Annotated in this window: 12 protein-coding genes and 3 pseudogenes; 8 read left to right on the top strand and 7 right to left on the bottom strand. The window is 32.5% G+C overall.

Annotated features, from left to right (window positions below):
• The first annotated feature begins 113 nt into the window (after positions 1-113).
• Both OOK97_RS06450 and OOK97_RS06455 read left to right on the top strand, forming a co-directional pair.
• Positions 114-1,228, top strand: a protein-coding gene (locus tag OOK97_RS06450; protein ID WP_264705236.1) for an IS3 family transposase whose coding sequence is annotated in 2 segments (ribosomal slippage) — positions 114-387 and positions 387-1,228 — 1,116 coding nt in all. Because the reading frame shifts where the segments join, the coding sequence is not laid out codon by codon here.
• Between the two features lie 149 nt (positions 1,229-1,377).
• A pseudogene (locus OOK97_RS06455) lies at positions 1,378-2,602 on the top strand (IS256 family transposase).
• On the opposite strand, the gene OOK97_RS06460 reads toward OOK97_RS06455, so the two are convergent.
• The 6 genes from OOK97_RS06460 to OOK97_RS06485 all read right to left on the bottom strand — a co-directional run bounded on the left by OOK97_RS06460 (position 2,543) and on the right by OOK97_RS06485 (position 11,753).
• A complete protein-coding gene (locus tag OOK97_RS06460; RefSeq protein ID WP_319803578.1) occupies positions 2,543-3,106 on the bottom strand; it encodes a transposase in 564 nt (187 codons plus the stop codon). The pseudogene OOK97_RS06455 and the gene OOK97_RS06460 sit on opposite strands and share 60 nt — an antisense overlap.
• Before the next feature lie 98 nt (positions 3,107-3,204).
• Complete coding sequence (locus tag OOK97_RS06465) at positions 3,205-3,348, bottom strand: hypothetical protein (RefSeq protein WP_264705237.1); 144 nt, start codon at positions 3,346-3,348, stop codon at positions 3,205-3,207.
• Between the two features lie 165 nt (positions 3,349-3,513).
• Positions 3,514-5,739 (bottom strand): hypothetical protein, encoded by a 2,226-nt coding sequence (locus OOK97_RS06470; protein WP_264705238.1) that lies wholly within the window; start codon positions 5,737-5,739, stop codon positions 3,514-3,516.
• A 701-nt stretch (positions 5,740-6,440) separates the two neighbouring features.
• Entirely contained in the window at positions 6,441-7,781 is a 1,341-nt protein-coding gene (locus OOK97_RS06475; protein WP_264705239.1) for an ATP-binding protein, read from the bottom strand.
• 693 nt (positions 7,782-8,474) lie between these two features.
• Positions 8,475-10,328 carry an ankyrin repeat domain-containing protein gene (locus OOK97_RS06480; protein ID WP_264705240.1) on the bottom strand — a complete coding sequence of 618 codons (1,854 nt, stop codon included), beginning with the start codon at positions 10,326-10,328 and terminating at the stop codon, positions 8,475-8,477.
• A gap of 504 nt (positions 10,329-10,832) precedes the next feature.
• On the bottom strand, positions 10,833-11,753 hold the full coding sequence (locus tag OOK97_RS06485; RefSeq protein WP_264705241.1) for an Rpn family recombination-promoting nuclease/putative transposase: 921 nt from the start codon (positions 11,751-11,753) through the stop codon (positions 10,833-10,835).
• Positions 11,754-11,958: 205 nt separating this feature from the next.
• Here OOK97_RS06485 and mutL point away from each other — a divergent pair.
• Positions 11,959-12,675: pseudogene (gene mutL, locus OOK97_RS06490) on the top strand (DNA mismatch repair endonuclease MutL); the annotation flags it as partial.
• Here the strand turns inward: mutL and OOK97_RS06495 are convergent.
• Positions 12,650-14,332, bottom strand: a complete 1,683-nt coding sequence (locus OOK97_RS06495; protein WP_319803567.1) for a recombinase family protein — start codon at positions 14,330-14,332, stop codon at positions 12,650-12,652. The pseudogene mutL and the gene OOK97_RS06495 sit on opposite strands and share 26 nt — an antisense overlap.
• Positions 14,333-14,727: 395 nt before the next feature.
• Here OOK97_RS06495 and OOK97_RS06500 point away from each other — a divergent pair.
• The 5 genes and pseudogenes from OOK97_RS06500 to OOK97_RS06520 form a co-directional block, all read left to right on the top strand.
• Positions 14,728-16,392: pseudogene (locus tag OOK97_RS06500) on the top strand (phage tail tape measure protein); the annotation flags it as partial.
• Positions 16,392-16,748 (top strand): phage tail protein, encoded by a 357-nt coding sequence (locus OOK97_RS06505; protein WP_264705243.1) that lies wholly within the window; start codon positions 16,392-16,394, stop codon positions 16,746-16,748. The pseudogene OOK97_RS06500 and the gene OOK97_RS06505, both read left to right, overlap by 1 nt.
• A complete protein-coding gene (locus tag OOK97_RS06510; RefSeq protein WP_174516834.1) occupies positions 16,745-16,954 on the top strand; it encodes a tail protein X in 210 nt (69 codons plus the stop codon). Before OOK97_RS06505 ends, OOK97_RS06510 begins: the two co-directional genes overlap by 4 nt.
• Positions 16,955-17,890, top strand: coding sequence for a contractile injection system protein, VgrG/Pvc8 family (locus tag OOK97_RS06515; RefSeq protein WP_174516833.1), 936 nt, complete (start codon positions 16,955-16,957; stop codon positions 17,888-17,890). It abuts the gene before it with no gap.
• 55 nt (positions 17,891-17,945) lie between these two features.
• The gene (locus OOK97_RS06520) at positions 17,946-18,476 is read left to right on the top strand and encodes an ankyrin repeat domain-containing protein (RefSeq protein WP_174516843.1); all 531 of its coding nucleotides are present in this window, start codon (positions 17,946-17,948) and stop codon (positions 18,474-18,476) included.
• Positions 18,477-18,502 lie beyond the last annotated feature (26 nt).

An 18,502-nucleotide genomic window follows, 5' to 3' on the forward strand; every position in this document is an offset into this window, starting at 1 on the left:
TTTTCTATTCCGATGCCAATACCATCATTATACAGAGAGCAACTATAATGCACCCCATAAACTAGACCAAAAAAAAATGGTTGATCCGAGTAGGAAGGTAAAGGGGTAAAAGTATGGCAACAAAAAAATATGAACCAGAGTTAAAAGCAAAGATAGCTATAGAAGCAATAAAAAATCAAAAAAGCACAGCTGAGATATGTAGTGAATATAAAATACCATCAACAAATCTATATGATTGGCGTGATAGAGTATTGGCAAGGTTAAAAGACCTATTTGCTGAAGAAAGTGAAAGTGCGAGAAAACAAAGAATCTTAGCGCAAGAAATAGAAAGCTTACATAAAATAATAGGAGAACTGACAGTGGAAAATAGTTATTTGAAAAAAAAATTACTGAAATAAGCAAAAAAGATAGAGTAAGGTTTATAGAAAAAGATTCTGATCTATCAATTAGGAAACAGGCTGATTTACTTGGGATTTGCAGGTCTAGCCTATATTATAGGCCTATAATTAATAACGAAAGTGAAGTAGCAAATTTGATTCAAGAAGTATATTTGGCTTCTGATTGCCGTTATGGATATCGCAAAATTACTGCTGAAATCATAGTGAGTGGAGTAGTAGTCAATCACAAGAAAATCTTAAGAATTATGAAAAAAATGAAGATCAGTGGGCTATATTGTAGAAAAAAATGTAATACAAGTATTAAAGAAAAAAAGCATAAAATATATCCTTATTTACTCAAAGATTTGATTATTTGTAGAGTTAATCAGGTATGGGCTACTGATATAACATATATTATGGTAGAAGGTAAGTTTGTCTATTTTGTGGCAATAATGGACTTGTATAGTCGCTATATTATTGCTCATTCATTATCACCATATCTTGATGCTGGATTTTGCCTTTATACTCTCAAAGAAGCTCTAAAACAAGGTAAACCTGAGATTTTTAATAGTGATCAAGGAGTGCAGTTTACTAGCTACAACTTTATTATGGAATTAGAGCGTGCTAATATTAAAATTAGTATGGATCATAAAGGACGTTGCTTCGACAATATATTTGTTGAGCGTTTATGGAGAACTTTAAAGCAAGAAGCTATATACTATTATAGACCAAATAGTATCAAAGATTTGAATCTTATAATAAACGATTTTGTTGGTTGGTATAACTATAAAAGGCGACATCAGACTCTACATTATAAAGTTCCTGCTGATCTTTATTATCATAAACAGTAAATGAATATATTGATAAATACTTTAAATGTTTGTCGACGAACATATTCATTTTAAAAATCGAATTACTTTGGAAAAAATGGGGAATGTTCAAAAAAGTGTGTCAAGCCGAAAAAAAAGTAATAAATTGATATAAAAAATGGAGGTTTGATATGAGTCAAGCAAATAGAACTACTGGATTGGTAGATTACAAAGAATTAGAAACAAACATCCTGTCGTCTATACGAGAAGGTAGGCCACTGATGGGAAGAGATGGTGCATTAACGCCATTTATAAAAAGGCTGCTTGAAGCTAGTCTAGAGGGTGAAATAGAACATCATTTATCTGCTGGAAGTGAAGAAAACAATCGTAGAAATGGGAGAAATGGCAAGACTTTGAAGACAAGCGCAGGTTCATTTGAACTATTGACGCCAAGAGACAGAGAAGGAAGTTTTGAACCGCAAATAGTGAAAAAAAGGCAAACAAGCCTACATCCGGAACTTGAAGCAAAGGTTTTAAGCACATACGCTAGTGGCATGGGGTATAGGGACATAGCATCGCATGTAGAGGAGATGTATGACCACAAAATATCTGCAGCAGAAATATCCAATATCACTGACAAATTACTGCCAGTAATCAACGAATGGCGCAGTCGTCCATTGCAGTCTGTATATCCAATAGTGTTCATGGATGGGATGTTTTTTAAGGTCAAAGAAGACGGGCATTGCGTAAGTAAATGTATGTACAATATATTAGGTATAGACCAGGATGGCAGAAAAGAAGTTTTGGGCTTTTATTTAGCAGAAAGTGAGGGAGCTAACTTCTGGCTAGGTGTATTAAATGACTTAAAAGAGAGAGGAGTAGAAGACATTTTGATAGCTTGTGTTAAAAAGCTTCCCTACAGCTATAAATAGCGTATTTCCCAATGCTGAGGTACAGTTATGCATTGTGCACCAAATAAGAAATTCACTAAAATACGTATCCAGCAAAGATGTGAAAGTTTTCATGAATGATTTAAAGAAAATATATCGTGCTTCAAGTAAAGAAATCGCTGAGAATTATTTGCTTGAGCTAGAAGAAAAATGGGGTGAAAAATACCCTTTGGTTATAAAATCGTGGCAAAACAATTGGGAAAATTTATCTGGTTATTTTAAGTATTCTGGGCCAGTTAGAAAGCTGATTTATACCACTAATCCTATCGAGGGACTGCACAGACAAATCAGGAAATTCACTAAAACCAAGGGTTCATTTACCAGTACAAATGCCTTGTACAAACAGGTATATTGTGCTATAAAAAAAGTGGAGCAAAAATGGATTATGGCTCTCCCTAATTGGGCTTTAACTATGTCTCAACTTGACATCTTCTTTCCCAACAGATTGAAAATTGAGTTGAACTAAAAATGCGGTTTGACACACTTTTTTGAACATTCCCAAAAAATGGTCTAGACAAATGGGTGCACTATAATTGTCACAGATTTTTGCATTCTTTCTTGGCTTTATAATTGGTTTCAAATTATATTTATTGCATAATTTATATAAACTTGTTGTATCATAAGCTCCATCTGCAAGAAGAGACTTAATCTTATAGATGTCACATATTTCCTCCAGTATCTTAAATGCTGATACGCTATCATGTGAGAGGAAATTAGTATATCTAGTTGCTACAATCTTTTTACTGTTTATATCTAAAGCTACATGTAGCTTTCTCACCTGATCTGTGCCATTATATTTCCTTATCTTAGCGTTATCTTTGTTATGTTGAGTGCTGTTACTATAAATATGGATTGCAGTACTATCTATAGCAATTTCAATACTTTCTATATCATTTTTATCTGTCCTATGGTCGTAAAGTTTTAAATTAAGTTTATTTAATCGGCGACAAGCTTGTGAATACTTGGAGATTTTTTCCTATACTTTTCAGATATCCTTTTACAAATCCAACCCCTTGCCTTAAACCTATTCTAAACAGGTTAACGATTATATGTATTACAATGACAACTTTATCGCTGTAAATCTCCGGCAACTTTTTCTGAAATTTCGTACCAGCTTTCTATAGCTTCATCGATGAAATGAAAAACATTCCCTCTTTTTTCTAGAAATTGGTTATATTCGCTATTGTTACTAACTCTCATCTTTTGTGGCATACACTTCTCAAAATATTCATTTTTTAATAGATTAACCACTTCTCTTCAGTTTTTCTCTCTTTTGTTTTCTCCTACCACTATTTGCTATTCAACAAAGCCCTCCCGGCTCTAAATTAAAACGCATCTTAACCCTCCTGGTTTCTATATCTTAATATATATTAACTATCATAATCCCCTACCATAAGCTCTTGCATTTACTTTTAGTAGTTGATTTTTATTAACCACCTCTAGAAAGCTAGATGGATTCTCTATTGTACAATCTGACTGTTTAATAGTTTTATCTAACTCTTCAAATACGCTGCTATTTCTTTCAAAATATCCATCTTCTATAGCTGTTAAAACACTTTTTCCCCCTAAAAGACAATTCTGTCCTAAACTTGATTTATTATCTAACTCAGAGAATCCTAATTTATTGGTAAGCTTTACCTCTATTTTATTACTATCTTTCTCACTAGGACATAGATGAATACTGATTTCTCCTACTTCAGTAGTAAAAAAAAACATTTCAATGGTATCTCCTGAGATGTCTGTATAATTTCTCCTTCCTTCTATATTTTCAACTCTAATTATACTGTTTCCAACTTGAAGTATACCAATGTTTAGATTCAAACCTTTAGCTTCTTCGTTCTCGAATACCCTTGCAACTTCAATAGTACTATTTTGTGGATAACCTATACAAAAATACCCATTATCTATTTCTAGTTCAAAATCATGCTCATCAACTTGCTTACTTTTATTCATAATACTTTCAAGTACTAATTCTTTAAGCTTTGAAAGGTTTTCGGATCGTTTACTCAAAGTGTCTACATCTGAACAAATTATGTTCACAAAATCTTCATGCTCTTCGTCACTCAATCTATTTAAAGATGCACCTTCTGATATTATCTGAAATATTTTTCTCTTGTGTAAGAACTCATAAATTCGAGTAGTGTCAGCAGATAAATATAGCTTTGGGAATATGTCAGCTATACGATCTATCAAGGACATATCAGATTTATATGGAAAAGTGAACATTATTCCTTGTTCCAGTGCTGCGCTTATAACTTTATCAAGTTCTTTTTCGCACTCCTCATAATCTTCTTCACTACCAGAGTAACCTAAAATGTCGAGATAATTATGGATCTTATTTATTTTTTGCCAGATACTTTCATACTTTTCTTCTTCTCTTGTATTCAATTTTACTTTTGCTAGAGAAAAAGAATCTTTTTGACGAATTAAAACAAAAGTCTCTTTTTCTTTATGAATTATGGTTTCATCATAGAATAGTTGACTGTAGCGCCTACCAAAACTTTCATCATAATCAGGGCAAGGACTAACATTGTCACTTTCACTATCCGTTTCGTTCCATACTTCAATTGGGAAATCAGCATTTTCAAGGTTTTTATCTTCACTTATTCGATAATCTTCTGTTTTTCCATATAGCCAGGTTGATTCCTGATCATCGTTACTTTCACTATCCGTTTCATTCCATACTCCAATCTCAAAATCAGTATTTTCAAGATTTTTATCTTCACTTGTTTGATAACTTTCTACTTCTTCGTATAGCAAGGTTGATTCTTGATCATCATTAATATCCCTAATTTCCGCTTCAGGTTGAAGTCTTGCTATTTCTTTTCTTACGTTTTCTTCATTTACTTCATCTGCGAGAGATACTTCATTACTAACATAGAAGTTTTTCTGTTTTAAACTCTCGTTTTCCTTCTGCAGTCTATTGAGTTCTACAAATAGTTCTTCATGCTCTGATAAATGAACAGAAAATTGATCTCTTACATCATTAAATTCCTTTTCTTTTTCTAGTATCTGATTTTCATAATCACTTTTCAAATTCTCTATACTGTTTATCAGCGCTGTACTTTCTTTTCTTACTTTACTTAACTCAGCTTCAGCCAGATTCAATTTTTGCTGTAACTCTTCATTTATTTTATCTGTTAACTGAACTTCATTCTTCGCATTTTTTAATTGATCATTTAAATTCTTAATTACATCACTTTTGTTCTGCGTTTCTAATAATAATATTTCTACTTCCTGTTTTAGTTGTTCGGTATCTTGATTATTTTCAATTAATTTTTTTGTCTTTCTTTGTAACTCAGCTTCAAGTCCTTTTACCTTCCCTGCTAGAGTTTGCTCCTTTATTGTGAGTTTACTTACTTCTTCGTAATACTCTTCCACTGTTTTCTTATAGTGTTTATGTAACTCTAGATTTTTTTTAAGATCAAAATTTTCCTGTTGTAGATTTTCTATTTTGCTTTCTAAACTATCTATTGCTTGATTTTCTTCATTGCTGATCTCAAATACCTCTTCAGGAAAATCTTCAAATTCACAAGATGAATTGCCTTCAAGGTCGTTACTACCAAATAAATTATATTGTACTACCTGCTTAAAACTAAACATACCTATACCCCCTACTAAAATAAACAAGTAATATATTGTATGCGCTATATATCATAAATACAATCGATTTGAATATAATCTATTTACTAATTCCTATTGTGAATTTTTATAGAATAGATTTAGGTGTAAAATATTATGATACCATTAAAGCAGGTGAATAAAGCACAGTCTTTTTTGAGAGGATAAATTTAATGAAAAGACCATACTAATTAGTGTTATAAAGAATTGAATTATTGACTCTTTTAAAAATTGCAAAAAAGGTCGTATATTTGTGAGAACAATTTAAGCAAAAGCTGCGTTATGAAAATAGAATTTTGAAATCCTTGGAAAAAAGTTACACAAAACAGTTCGTATGTAGATTTAGCAAAAGTAAGCCAATATAGCTGGTTTTAGCCCATAGTAAAATTGTTACAAACAAAAGTTCGTATGTATATAAGATAAATTAAACCAATTTTAATATGATATTTTTTTTGCAATGTTTTAGTTTCTGTAGTAAGTTTAAGTGTTTACGTAAACCTTTAACGTGGTAGATATTCTTATATTAGTACCAATATAAAATGGCCAAATTTATCCAAAAAACAAACTTAAATCAAAAAGGCAAAGAGATAAGCTTGCTTAAACATTAAATTATAAACAAAAAATACTCTTTTTCTATTAATTGGAACTTGATATGACTACCTCAATTCTTCTGCCAGCTAATTCTAGTCTACCAGATTAAGTGATTTTCTGCATTCTTCTAACTTATTAATAATAACGGGGGTCATTAAAGATTGTCCTTTCAAAGTACTTGGAGTATTTGTACCACTCGAATAACCACTATCATTCTCCTGATTTTGTACGTCTGTTGTAACTTTCAATTTATGTTCTATATTAGTTGGATTTTTAAATGGAATACCATAATTATCACAAAAATTTTTGATCATAGTACGAACATTAGGCTTTTTGCTACTTTGTGCACATTCAGCTGCATAGTTTATAAAATTATCCAAGTTTGCTGCTGAAAAAGTAATATTAGCAGTACCCTCTAAAATGTTTTTAATATATGAATCAAATTCTGTACCTTTCAATTCTTTCTTTAGGCCCGCTTTCAGTACTTTCCTAAGTGTGTCTCCTTTTAGTTCATGGAATTCAATTTTTTTGCTCAATCTACCTCCCCTAGTAAGTGCTGTGTCTAGATCTCCCATACAGACATTAGTTGTAGCAAGCACTATCACATCTCTCCTAGCTTCATCTAACCTAGTGAAAAAATAATTTAAAGGTACTTGATTATCATCAGTGCGCTTTGTACCGATGCTGTCAATTTCATCTATAAGAACTATACAAGGGGCGTTTTCTTCTGCTTTATTAAAAACCTCATTTATACTTGATTTTCTAAGCAAATCAGATCCAGGAACTTTTATAAACGTAGTGAGAGATTTAAATTTATCTGCAATAGCTTCAACAATTGTACTCTTACCAGTTCCTGGTGGACCGTACAAAATGCATCCTACTCTTTCTACTTTTCTTTTTTCTTTTGAATTGCCTGGTTTTTCTAAGGACATTTTACTAATATTCTCCTGTATTAACTTGCAAATATTAATTAACTCTTCTCTTTTATGTTCTTCAAGAATAAAATCCTCAAAAGGTTTATTTCCCCTTAATTCACCTTTTTCATAAAATTTCATGTACAGCTCTTCTTTCATTTGACTTGTTGTTGCAGTACTAGCAAGCACTTCTAACTTTTCATTGAATAGAATATTAGATTCTTCTAGGTTTTTGATTCGCTTTTCTACCTCGTCTTTTATTACAGGACTATTAGTTTGCTTTGAAGCTTCATCTAATTTTTCATTTTTACTAATTATTTTGTACGTAAATGCAATTACTGCTATAGAAAGCACAGATATAATCAAAGTAATGGGGAGAGATATACCTAAAACTACAATTGGAGATAAAAATTCAACATAGGGAGCTATAGCAAAAACCCCAGACGCAAGTAACGTAAGAGTAGCAAGAGTACCAGCTATAAAAGGAAGTGTATTACCTCTATTATGTGTATTTTTCATCGTATTACCCCACAAACTAACCAAAACAGCACTATAAAAATTTCCTAATCAGGTCACATCTAATATGAATATAACCATTTTAGCTTATCTTAAACATATGAGATAGCATCAACTACTATTGAAGGCTATATAGTCCTCGGTATTTGCATACCCACTCTAATATGGTAAGAGAATAAATACTAACTGTAGTATATAGTTTTCGTAAGGTCAACTACTAAAAAGCATTCTCGCAGATATTATATCAATCAGCGTCACAAAAAATTTGATTATTTACTTCCTCCAAAAAACATAGTTGATCGTATATTTGTGAGAACAAGTTGCGTAAAAATAGGATTGTAAAAATAGAAGATTTAAATTGTTTCCATAAGCTTAAGCAAAATAGTTCATATGTACATTTAGCAAAAGTAAGCCAATATAGATGATTTTAGCGTATAGCAAAGTCAGAATATTAAAAAGTTCGTATGTATCGCTTGGTAGACCAACCCATCCCAAAACAAAAAGCTCTCACCTCCCTTGGTTTTGAGTGCTGGAAATGACTATACTATTTAATTTATTAATAGTATATAATATTAAGTTAGTGTAATTTATTTAGAGATGGCAGGAAACTTTATTATAACTTTATATTCTAAATAGAATAAGATTCTTTTCCAATATAATCCTTTTTGTAAAAATATCGCTTTTTTCTGGGTAAGATCATCCAAGTAAATGGCCGTCACTATCACTTTGCCCAATTGATTGATCGGGTACAATCAAAGAATGATCACTAGGTTGTGCATCGGTCTTTTTTTCACTTGATGAATCCAGTGGAAGTAAAGAAATACTAGCGTTTGGTTGTGATATAGATTCATCGATTTTTTCTTCATTAGATCCAAACAACCATGAGAAAAACCCACTAAAAAATGATACAATTAGTGAAAAAGGCTTAGTAATAATACTAAAAAAATTATCAAAAAAAGTGCTTGTTTGTTCTTCTGCTTGTACAGTGCTACTATGGTCTACAGTTTTGATCTCAACATCATTATCTTTCTCTGCATTGGTGATATTGTCTTTGTTATTATTAGTATTTTTTCTACTTTCTATCAGGGCTTTTATTTCCTTATGAGTGGTTAAATCTAGAGGATTATTTCCTCTTTTATCGACCAGATCAACATTTGCTCCTTTCTCTAATAGAGTCTCTACTACCTCTTTTTTGCCACTTATGACAGCTAAATGCAAAGGAGTCTGTTTTTCTCCATTTTCTTCATTAACGTTTGCTTTTGCTTTTAATAGAGCATCTACTATATCTTTATTTCCAATTTTTGCAGCGAAATGTAAAGCAGTGTAACCATTGTTGTCTTTTTCATTAATATTAATCCCTTGTACCTTTATGAGTTGTTCAACTATCTTTATGTAGCCTTTTTCAGCAGCTAAACGTAAAATAATATTACTATCGCTATTTTCAACGCTAACATTTTTGTTCAATAAAGCTGTTACTAAAGCTTCAGCTATATCTAAATGCTCATTTTCAACAGCCAAACGTAAGGAAGTATATTTATTATTATCTTGTATATTAATATTAATTCCTTCTATCTTCAATAGAGTCTCTACTACCTCTTTTTTGCCACTTATGACAGCTAAATGTAAAGGAGTCTGTTTTTCTCCATTTTCTTCATTAACGTTTGCTTTTGCTTTTAATAGAGCATCTACTATATCTTTATTTCCAATTTTTGCAGCGAAATGTAAAGCAGTGTAACCATTGTTGTCTTTTTCATTAATATTAATCCCTTGTACCTTTATGAGTTGTTCAACTATCTTTATGTAGCCTTTTTTAGCAGCTAAATGTAAAGCAGTAAGTTGATTACTACAATCTACAGCTTTATAATAAGCTAGTTTTTTATTCTTGAAAAATCTTATAATTCCTATGTTTGTAGGATCGACGCATGTTAGATTGCCTTTCGTATTAACATTTACACCTCCCTCTAATAAAGCTTCAACTATCTTTTCATGTCCATTGTGAACAGCGTAATGCAGAATAGTAGAGGAATCTTTTTTTTCTTGATCAACATTTGCTTTTAATAGAGCATCCACTATCTCTTTATGGCCATTGTAAGCAGCCAAATGTAAAGGAGTCTGTTTATATTCATTTTCTGCATTAACATTTGCTCCTTTTCCTATTAGAGTATCTACTATCTCTTTATGACCATTTTGAGAAGCAAAATGTAAAGGAGTCTGTTTATATTCATTTTCTGCATTAACATTTGCTCCTTTTCCTATTAGAGTATCTACTATCTCTTTATGACCGCTTTGAGAAGCAAGATGTAGAGAAGTATTCTGGTCATAGTTTATTAGGTTAACATTTGCTTTCGCTTCCAATAGAGCATTTACTATCTCTTTATGACCGCTTTGAGAAGCAAAATGTAGAGGAGCATTACCCGTAATTCTAATATCATTTGCGTTAACATCTGCTCCTTTTTCGATTAGACGTCTTACTTCATTAATATTACCATCCTTAGCTGCGATAAGTAATAAAGTGTCGATGTTTGTAACCTTTGTACTGAAATCACTCATCTTATTTTCTCAAAAAACCTTACTATATAACAACTTTATGAATAGTTTATGACTACCAGAATCAAATATGTTTTTATAAATTTTTTACTTGTAATTTTGTCCAACTAAATCGGCAATTGTGTGATTCATAGAGGTTATTGCAACTAATTTATCAGATCAAGTCTTGTCTTTTACATCTGGAAGAGATAAATATAGATCAACCGAGAAGATCCCAGGCCACAATAACTAGTTCCCAGAGATAAAAATAAGGAGAAAATACTATAACTCTGATATATTGTAGTAGTTGATAGCTTGATAATAGGCTGTTGCTTTTTTTTACATGCCTTACAATTATTTAATGTTGAACCTCATTAGAATGAGGAGCTTTTGAGTATTTTAAAAAGGGAATATTGAAAAGATGTTTGATGAGCAGCAGATAGTTAATAGTGGATATTAACTAATGACTTGCTGATAATAAACCTAGAAGCTATTTAAATAATACAACAGTGAACAAACAGGTACAAATCATGCTATTTCTTGCTGAAGTTGTTTAATTTCGTCTACCGAAAGACCAGTGATTTCAGCGATAACATCAATAGAGACACCGGCCTTGAGTGAGTTTTTTGCAACTTCAATTTTACCTTCAATTTTACCTTTTTGATGGCCGATTTGGATGCCTTCTTGTCTACCTTTTTCTTGACCTACTTTAAGACCCTCATCAAATTTTTGAGCGAAAGCAGCAATCTCATCCATTATGCGTTTTTTCATTTGTTCATATGCTAGTAACTCTTCTTCTGACCAGTTAAACTTATTCATCTCTTCATAAGCTCGTTTTATTATTATGTCACTACCAACTATTTTATCTAGGTCCTCTTCGCTTGTTTCTGCTGCATATCGAAAAAAATAACACCATTTTTCTACTATATTTTCTAATTGATCTTCCTTCGTTTTTGTAAATTTTGGTAATTCTATGAATACGAAGTAAAAATCCTTTAAGTCATGTTCAAAGCTATTTTGGTCTAAAATGACATGATTAGATTTGTACTCGGCTTTATCTGGAAAAATAATACAATCAGCAACGGCTATGAAGATAATTTCCTTGAGATTATGATAATTATCACCTTGATCAGCTTGACTTGAATAGGCTTTAGCAGCATAATATTGAGCACGCTTTTCGAAGCCTTTGGTCTTAGTGAATTGCATCTCTATGATGTATCTGGAACCTTGAGAGTCCTTGCAAAGAACATCAACAATACTCTGCTTTTTAGCAGCAATTTCAGGGTCTAAGATGGTAGCTAAGAATTCAACATCGTGAATAGCAGCTAAGCCAGTAAAGCCTAAAATATCGTTCAAGAAATGAATGAGGATATCTTTATTCTTCTCGGTGCCAAATATTCTTTTAAAGGCATAATCATTGCGTGCATCAAGGAATTTAGAAAAAGCCATGATAAATTAACCTAAAAAGCATTAATAATTATACACAATTTTGAAGAAATATTCAACTAAAATTAAACTACAGGAGAGCTTGCCATAAAATTTTGGCCTGGGTTTTTTACAATTATTTCTGTTTTGAAATTAGTGAAGATGCCTAATAGAGATTGATTTTTATTAACATTAAAGCTATATCTTCATCAGACTGAGAGTTGGAAATATGGCAATAATTCTTTTAGATACAAAAACAATAAATCGTATAGCAGCAGGTGAAGTAATCGAAAGGCCAGCAAGTGTAGTAAAGGAATTAGTAGAAAATGCAATAGATGCTGGAAGTTCAGAGATAGAGATCAAAATAGAAAGTGGTGGGCGTAATCTTATAACTGTAACAGACGATGGAAATGGAATAGAAAAGGAAGATTTGGAACTTGCGTTTATGCGCCACGCTACTTCAAAATTAAGCGATAGTGAATTAATAGAGATCAGACATCTTGGCTTTAGAGGAGAGGCTCTGCCTTCAATTGCAGCAGTAAGCAGAATTAAATTATCATCTAAGGCAAGTGGAGCAAAGGAAGCATGGTCTATAAGATATGAGGGAGGAGAAAAAATAAGAGAGATTACCCCTTGTTCTTTGTTGCAAGGTACATATATTGAAGTTCGTGACTTATTTTTTGCTACACCAAATAGACTAAAGTTTCTAAAAACCGAAAGGGCAGAAACACAAAGTATTGTTGATATTGTGAATAACTTAGCGATGATTAATTATAGTATTGGGTTTACTCTCACTTCCGGTAATAAAAAGCTCTTAAAATATGTTAAACAAACTTCATTATTTAACAGATTATGTAAAACAGAAGAAGAATTTCAGAGCAATTCGCTGGAAGTTAAAGAGGAAGAAGACGGCATCAAACTTACGGGACACATCTGTAAATACACCTACGACAATGTTGCAAATTTTTATTTTCCTTTCCATTATGTCCAGAAGAGTTCGGTAGCTCTTTTACGCGAAATACCATATTTACGTCCTCAAGGTTAATTTCAATTCTCTTGACCAATGTTCTGATAATATCACGTTTAGTTAGCCAGTCTGCGTTATCAAGGTTTAATGTAATATTGGAAGAAAAGTCTTCTAAATTGGCCACAACCAGAGTTACCTCCTGTTCTAATTCCTTTTGATAAAATATCTTTTTCTTCTCTTCTTTAATTGTTTTTAAGCTTTGTTTCATTGCTTTAATTCGTGGTTCAAATTCCTCTTGATTGATATATTCTTGAGCATAACTATCGATAAGTCTAGCAATACCACGTTTTAATTTATTTTCTTGTTTCTCTAGCAGGTCGCTTTTTTGATCCAATGATGATTTTTTTAGTTCTGAAAGCCTACGCTTGTATTCTTCTAAAATCCTGTTTGGATTTTTCAATAACTGCTTAACCTCTTCCCACACAGCTGTTTCTAATGCATCTGAGCGAATGGGTTTATTGTCACAAATCTTATTACCACCAAAACGGTAAGAATCTTTACCACTACAACGGTAATATGCATAATGACCACCTTCTTCTTCTCGTCTACTTCTCATGCAAGTTCCGTAACATCCGTAATTACAACGCTTACATATGACTAAACCTTGTAGTAAGTACTTTGCTCCTCTTTTTCTTGTCCTTGCTACTTTTCTATTTTCAGCTAATTGTTCTTGAACAATATCAAATATATCTTCATCTACTATATTTGGCACTTTAATATAAATCCAATTTGCTTTTTCAACAGGATAGACAGAGTGGTTACTTTTTGGCTGCTCACAAGAGCCTTTCTGTGGTCTTACTTGTTTTAATCTTACTCCTAACCTTCTTCTACCAAAAGCTGCTTGTCCTTTGTAAGCAGGGTTTTTCAACATACTCCAAATTGTACCTTTATTCCAGCGTTCTTTTCCTTTTTGTGTCTTAATGGACATAGTATTTAGCCGACGACATACTTCCCCAATACTTGTTCTTTCTCTGCCTATCCACAAAAATACTTTACGAACGACATCAGCTTCTTTTTCGTTAATCTCAAATAAAGCTTGTCCTCCTCCCATATGCTTATCTATATAACGATAACCATAAGGAGCTCCTCCCATTACATTTACATAGCCTTTGTTAGCTGCATAGATTTTACCACGACGACTTCGTTCCATAATTTTCGCACGTTCATATTCTGCTATCATACCTTGCATTTGTAACAGTAATTGAGATTCTGGGTTACCGTTAATCTCATAATTTAAAAAAAACACTTTTGCTCCTGCTTTTTCAAATTCTTCAATCAGCACCATTTGATATGCATATTTTCTAGATAAACGATCAGGAGAATGAATGTAAATCTTATCAATTTTACCTTCTGTTACTTTATCACGTAAATTTTCTAAATCAGGGCGGACTAAATGAGATCCACTGTAGCCGTTATCAATAAATTTATACTCACTTAACAATTTGTATCCGTCCAGATTAATTTGCTTCTCTAAAGCTGCAATTTGACTTTCTATCGTATTTCCTTCTACTTGTTTCCCCGAAGAAACTCTCGCATATAAACATACTGTTACCATTTGACCCTCCTTGAATCCCATTTTTATGTTTTAAGTTTTTTTGACTTATTTCCTTTGACACTACCTTTTCATAAGCATCTGATAAGCATTGTTCTGCTAACCGATTAGGTTCATAGCTACAGCTAATTTGGATAGCTAATCTCTTGTTTCTCATGACTTTTCCTTGAAATAATATGTTCATATCATTCCTTAAAGCCGATGGTTAATTGATTATTAGCGCTATAAGTAAATCGGACTCTTGGTTCTGGACACAGAAGTTTTCGAGAAATGGTTTTCTCTAGTTTTATTTTTATGTTTTTTGCAACATTGTCGGTAGTGTAAATCTACTATTAACTATTGCATTCCTGAAAAATTTGATTCATCATTTTCATGAAAAAAACGTCTTAACTACCTGTCTACTTTTTCTGGGTAAGGTCAAGGTAGTAAACTTTACTCAGAACACAAATGAAACTATTGAGTTTGCTAAGAAGCTAAAAGAATTATCTCGTGAAATACCGCTATCAGCTGCAGAGTTAGCACAAATAGCTGCAAGTGGTGGCCAACTTGGGATTCAAAAAAATAAGTTAATTGGATTTACAACAACAGTAGCTAAAATGGCTACAGCATTTGACATTTCTGCTGAACAAGCTGGTGATTCTATTGCCAAACTCGCTAACATTTATGGAATTGCAGAAGAAAAAATGGAAGGAGTTGGCAACGTTATAAATCACCTCTCAGATAACACTGCTGCCAAAGCAAAAGATATGGTTGAAGCTCTAGCAATAGTTGGTGGTACTGCAAAACAATTTGGTTTAGATATTAATCAGACAAGTAGTTTAGTAAATGCCTTCGTTAGTTTAGGTAAACAACCAGCAAAAGCAGGAACTGCCATAAACGCTTTACTTTCTAAGCTCCAAACTGCTGAGGGACAAGGAAAAGAATTTAAAGCAACATTGGAATCCATGGGCATAACCGCAGAAGAGATGTCACAAAAAATTGCTCAAAACGGTCAAGAAGCATTACTCCATTTTTTTAAAACTTTAGAGAAAATAGATAAACAAGAACGTTCACAAATCCTTCTCAATCTCTTTGGTCAAGAATATCAAGATGATATTGCATTGATAGTTGGAAGCCTAAAAAAATATGAAGGTGCCATAGCTCTTGTAGCTGACAAAGAAAAGTATAAACATTCCATGCAAGAAGAATTTGACAATCGCGCAAGTACTACAGCAAATAATTTGCAGCTACTCAAAAATACAATAGCAGAGCTAGGAATGAACTTAGGGTCAGTTATGCTGCCTCCTTTAAATTGGATAAGTAAGATTTTGAGGTCTATATCTACAGGTATAGCTTGGTTCGCAGAGAAGTGTCCAATTTTGACTACAGGAGTTATGAGCATAATTTCAGCTCTTATTATTGGCAAGATTGCAGTGGTAGGTTTTGGTTATGCATTTGCATTGGCTGGAGGTGGACTATTAACTTTTAATGCTATTTTGCATGGAACACTTTTGCCAGTATTAACTTCGTTATCAGCACGAGTAATTCCAGCAGTAATCATGGGACTGAAAGCTTTAACGCTAACCAATCCTATAGGAGCTGCTATTGCTGGACTATCAGTTGGTGCAGCACTTGTAATCGCTAATTGGCAAAAAGTAAAGGACTTTTTCTCAAGTATCTGGAAATCAATTACAAAACCTATAGAAAATTGGATTGGTATAGGAAAATTGTTTAATGATAATCCAATAAAAGCATTAGAGAAAACAGTAGAAGCAAAAATAGGCAGTGCAACTAGTGAAAATAGAAATGTTTTTAGTAAAGGAAATCCTTTATTAAATAATAATGCTTTTAGTGGAATTTCGAATAGTAGAACGAATATTGAAAGTGTGATTACAGAAAAAGGTTCTGTAGCAGATAATTCAGAGAAAGTTTTAAAAGACTGTGAAAAGTGTGAACAAAAAATTTTCAATCAAACTTTTACATTTAATATAAGTATTAAAGCAGAACCTAACCAAGATGTACGTAGTCTTGCCGATGCAGTGATAAAAAGAATAAGAGAAAAATCGCGTGACGTTCTGTTTGATTCAGTAGAGCCGATTTACTAATGCTATCACTTGGCCGGCATAAGCTTTCTCCAACAAGTGTAAAGTATAGTAAAGAAAATCGTTGGAGTACAATTGAGTGTATTGGTAAAATACCTTCATCACAAAATATTGGTCAAGGTACAGAAAATATAGACTTAGAAGGAGTAATTTATTTCCATAATCTAAATGATTTAAATCAATTAAAAAGTATGAAAGAAGCTGAGAAAAATCAGGAACCAAGTATCTTAGTAGATAAATTAGGAAATGTTTTGGGAAGATTTGTTATTATACGGTTAGAAGAAAAGCAAACGTCGTATTTTCCCTGTGGATTACCTAAAAAGGTTGAATTTAGTTTAAGTTTAAGGCGTTATGTATGACAGTACATTATATAACCAGAGAAAACGAAATGTTAGATTACATATGTTTTAAACACTATGGATATAGCTCTGGAGCAGTAGAAATAGTATTGGAGGAAAACCCTGGACTTGTAGATTATGGAAGTTTTTTGCCTGCAGGATTAAAGATCAGGTTACCTAGAATACAAGAGCAATTAAAAAAATCGAAGTTAAAAGTGTGGGAATAAATGAAACCTGAATTTAGCATTGAAGGAATAAAAGATCATGTAATATCGGTGCATCTTACTGATGAATCTGGTACTATAGATGATATCGCAGAGGTATATGTTGATTATGGCAATGAAAATGTAGAAGTTCCAAATGAATTGAACATAGCACTAGGTTATAAGGAAACGGGAATCTTTCCAATGGGTGTATATACAGTCAATGAAGTTACGATACAAGGCCCACCTAAGACCCTACTAATAAAAGCTCATGCAACAAATTTAAGAATATCTTTGAAGGCAAAAGTATCAAAAGAATGGCGCCAAATTACCATAGAAAACTTAGTAAAAGAAATAGCCCAAAAACATGGATATGGATATAAAGTTGCTGAGGAATTTAAGGATGTACTGATACCCCACATCAACCAAATAGACGAAAGTGATATCAGCTTGTTAACTAAAATAGCAACAGAGCGTGAAGCAATGGCAAAATTAGCTGGTGGATATATATTATTTATTTCAAAAAACATGGCAAAATCAGCTACAGGAAAAGCTTTAGGAACAACGACTATTAGACCTCAAGACACAATTAATTGGAAAGTGCATTTTACCGTACGTGATAAATACAATTCAGTAGTAGCAAAATGGCACAGCTATGAAAAGGGTGAAACTATTAAAGAAACAGTTGGTAGCGGCGAGCCAAGTTATATTATGCTAGAAATCTATCCAAATGCAAAGTCAGCACTAAGTGCAGCAAATGCCAAGTTAAAACAATTGAAGCGTAACAATGAAACTTTAGATATAACCATGCCTGGTAATCCAGAGTTATTTGCAGAAGCAAAGCTTAATCTTATAGGTTTTAATCAAGCGGTAGATGGTGAATGGATAGTTAATAGAGTGGAGCATACTTTAAATACCTCAGGTTACCTTACTGTGTTGTCAGCATCTTTGAGTAAGTAATGTTAATAAAAAATGAGTAATAATCTTTTTAATATGAAGAAACTGTATGTTAAGTATGAATAAACTGAAGTATAATGAAAAAGATAAATTACATTTTGTGTGGTTTATACTGTTAATAGTATGCGTTGTTATTACTTATTGCTACCAAAAATCCAAAGCTACAGATAATTACAAAAGAGTGTTACAGATCGCGTCTGAAAATTGCAATCTAGAAATTGTGAAGTTTTCAGTGAAAAATCTATTGAGCATTAATACACAAGTTCCTAGATTAACAGCGCTACATTGTGCAGCAGAGGGAAAATGTTTAGAGTTAGTGAAATTTCTAGTGAATGAAGGAGTTGATATAAATGATACAGGTAGACATAAAGGATGGACAGTATTACATTCTGCTGCATTAGGAGGAAATTTAGAAATAGTCAAATTCTTACTAGAAAATGGAGCTAGCCCTAATGTTAAAGATAACGAAGGAAAAACACCACGAAGAGTTGCAGTAATAGAATCACGGTATGATGAAAACAGGGATAAACCATATAGAGAAATTATTAAGCTACTTGCAAATGCAGAGGAACAGCATAAATCAAAATAGTAGTTACTAAAGTAGCTATCCATAAT

Origin of the sequence: Wolbachia endosymbiont (group A) of Gymnosoma rotundatum, assembly GCF_947250765.1 — a bacterium.
Taxonomy (GTDB): Bacteria; Pseudomonadota; Alphaproteobacteria; order Rickettsiales; family Anaplasmataceae; genus Wolbachia; species Wolbachia pipientis.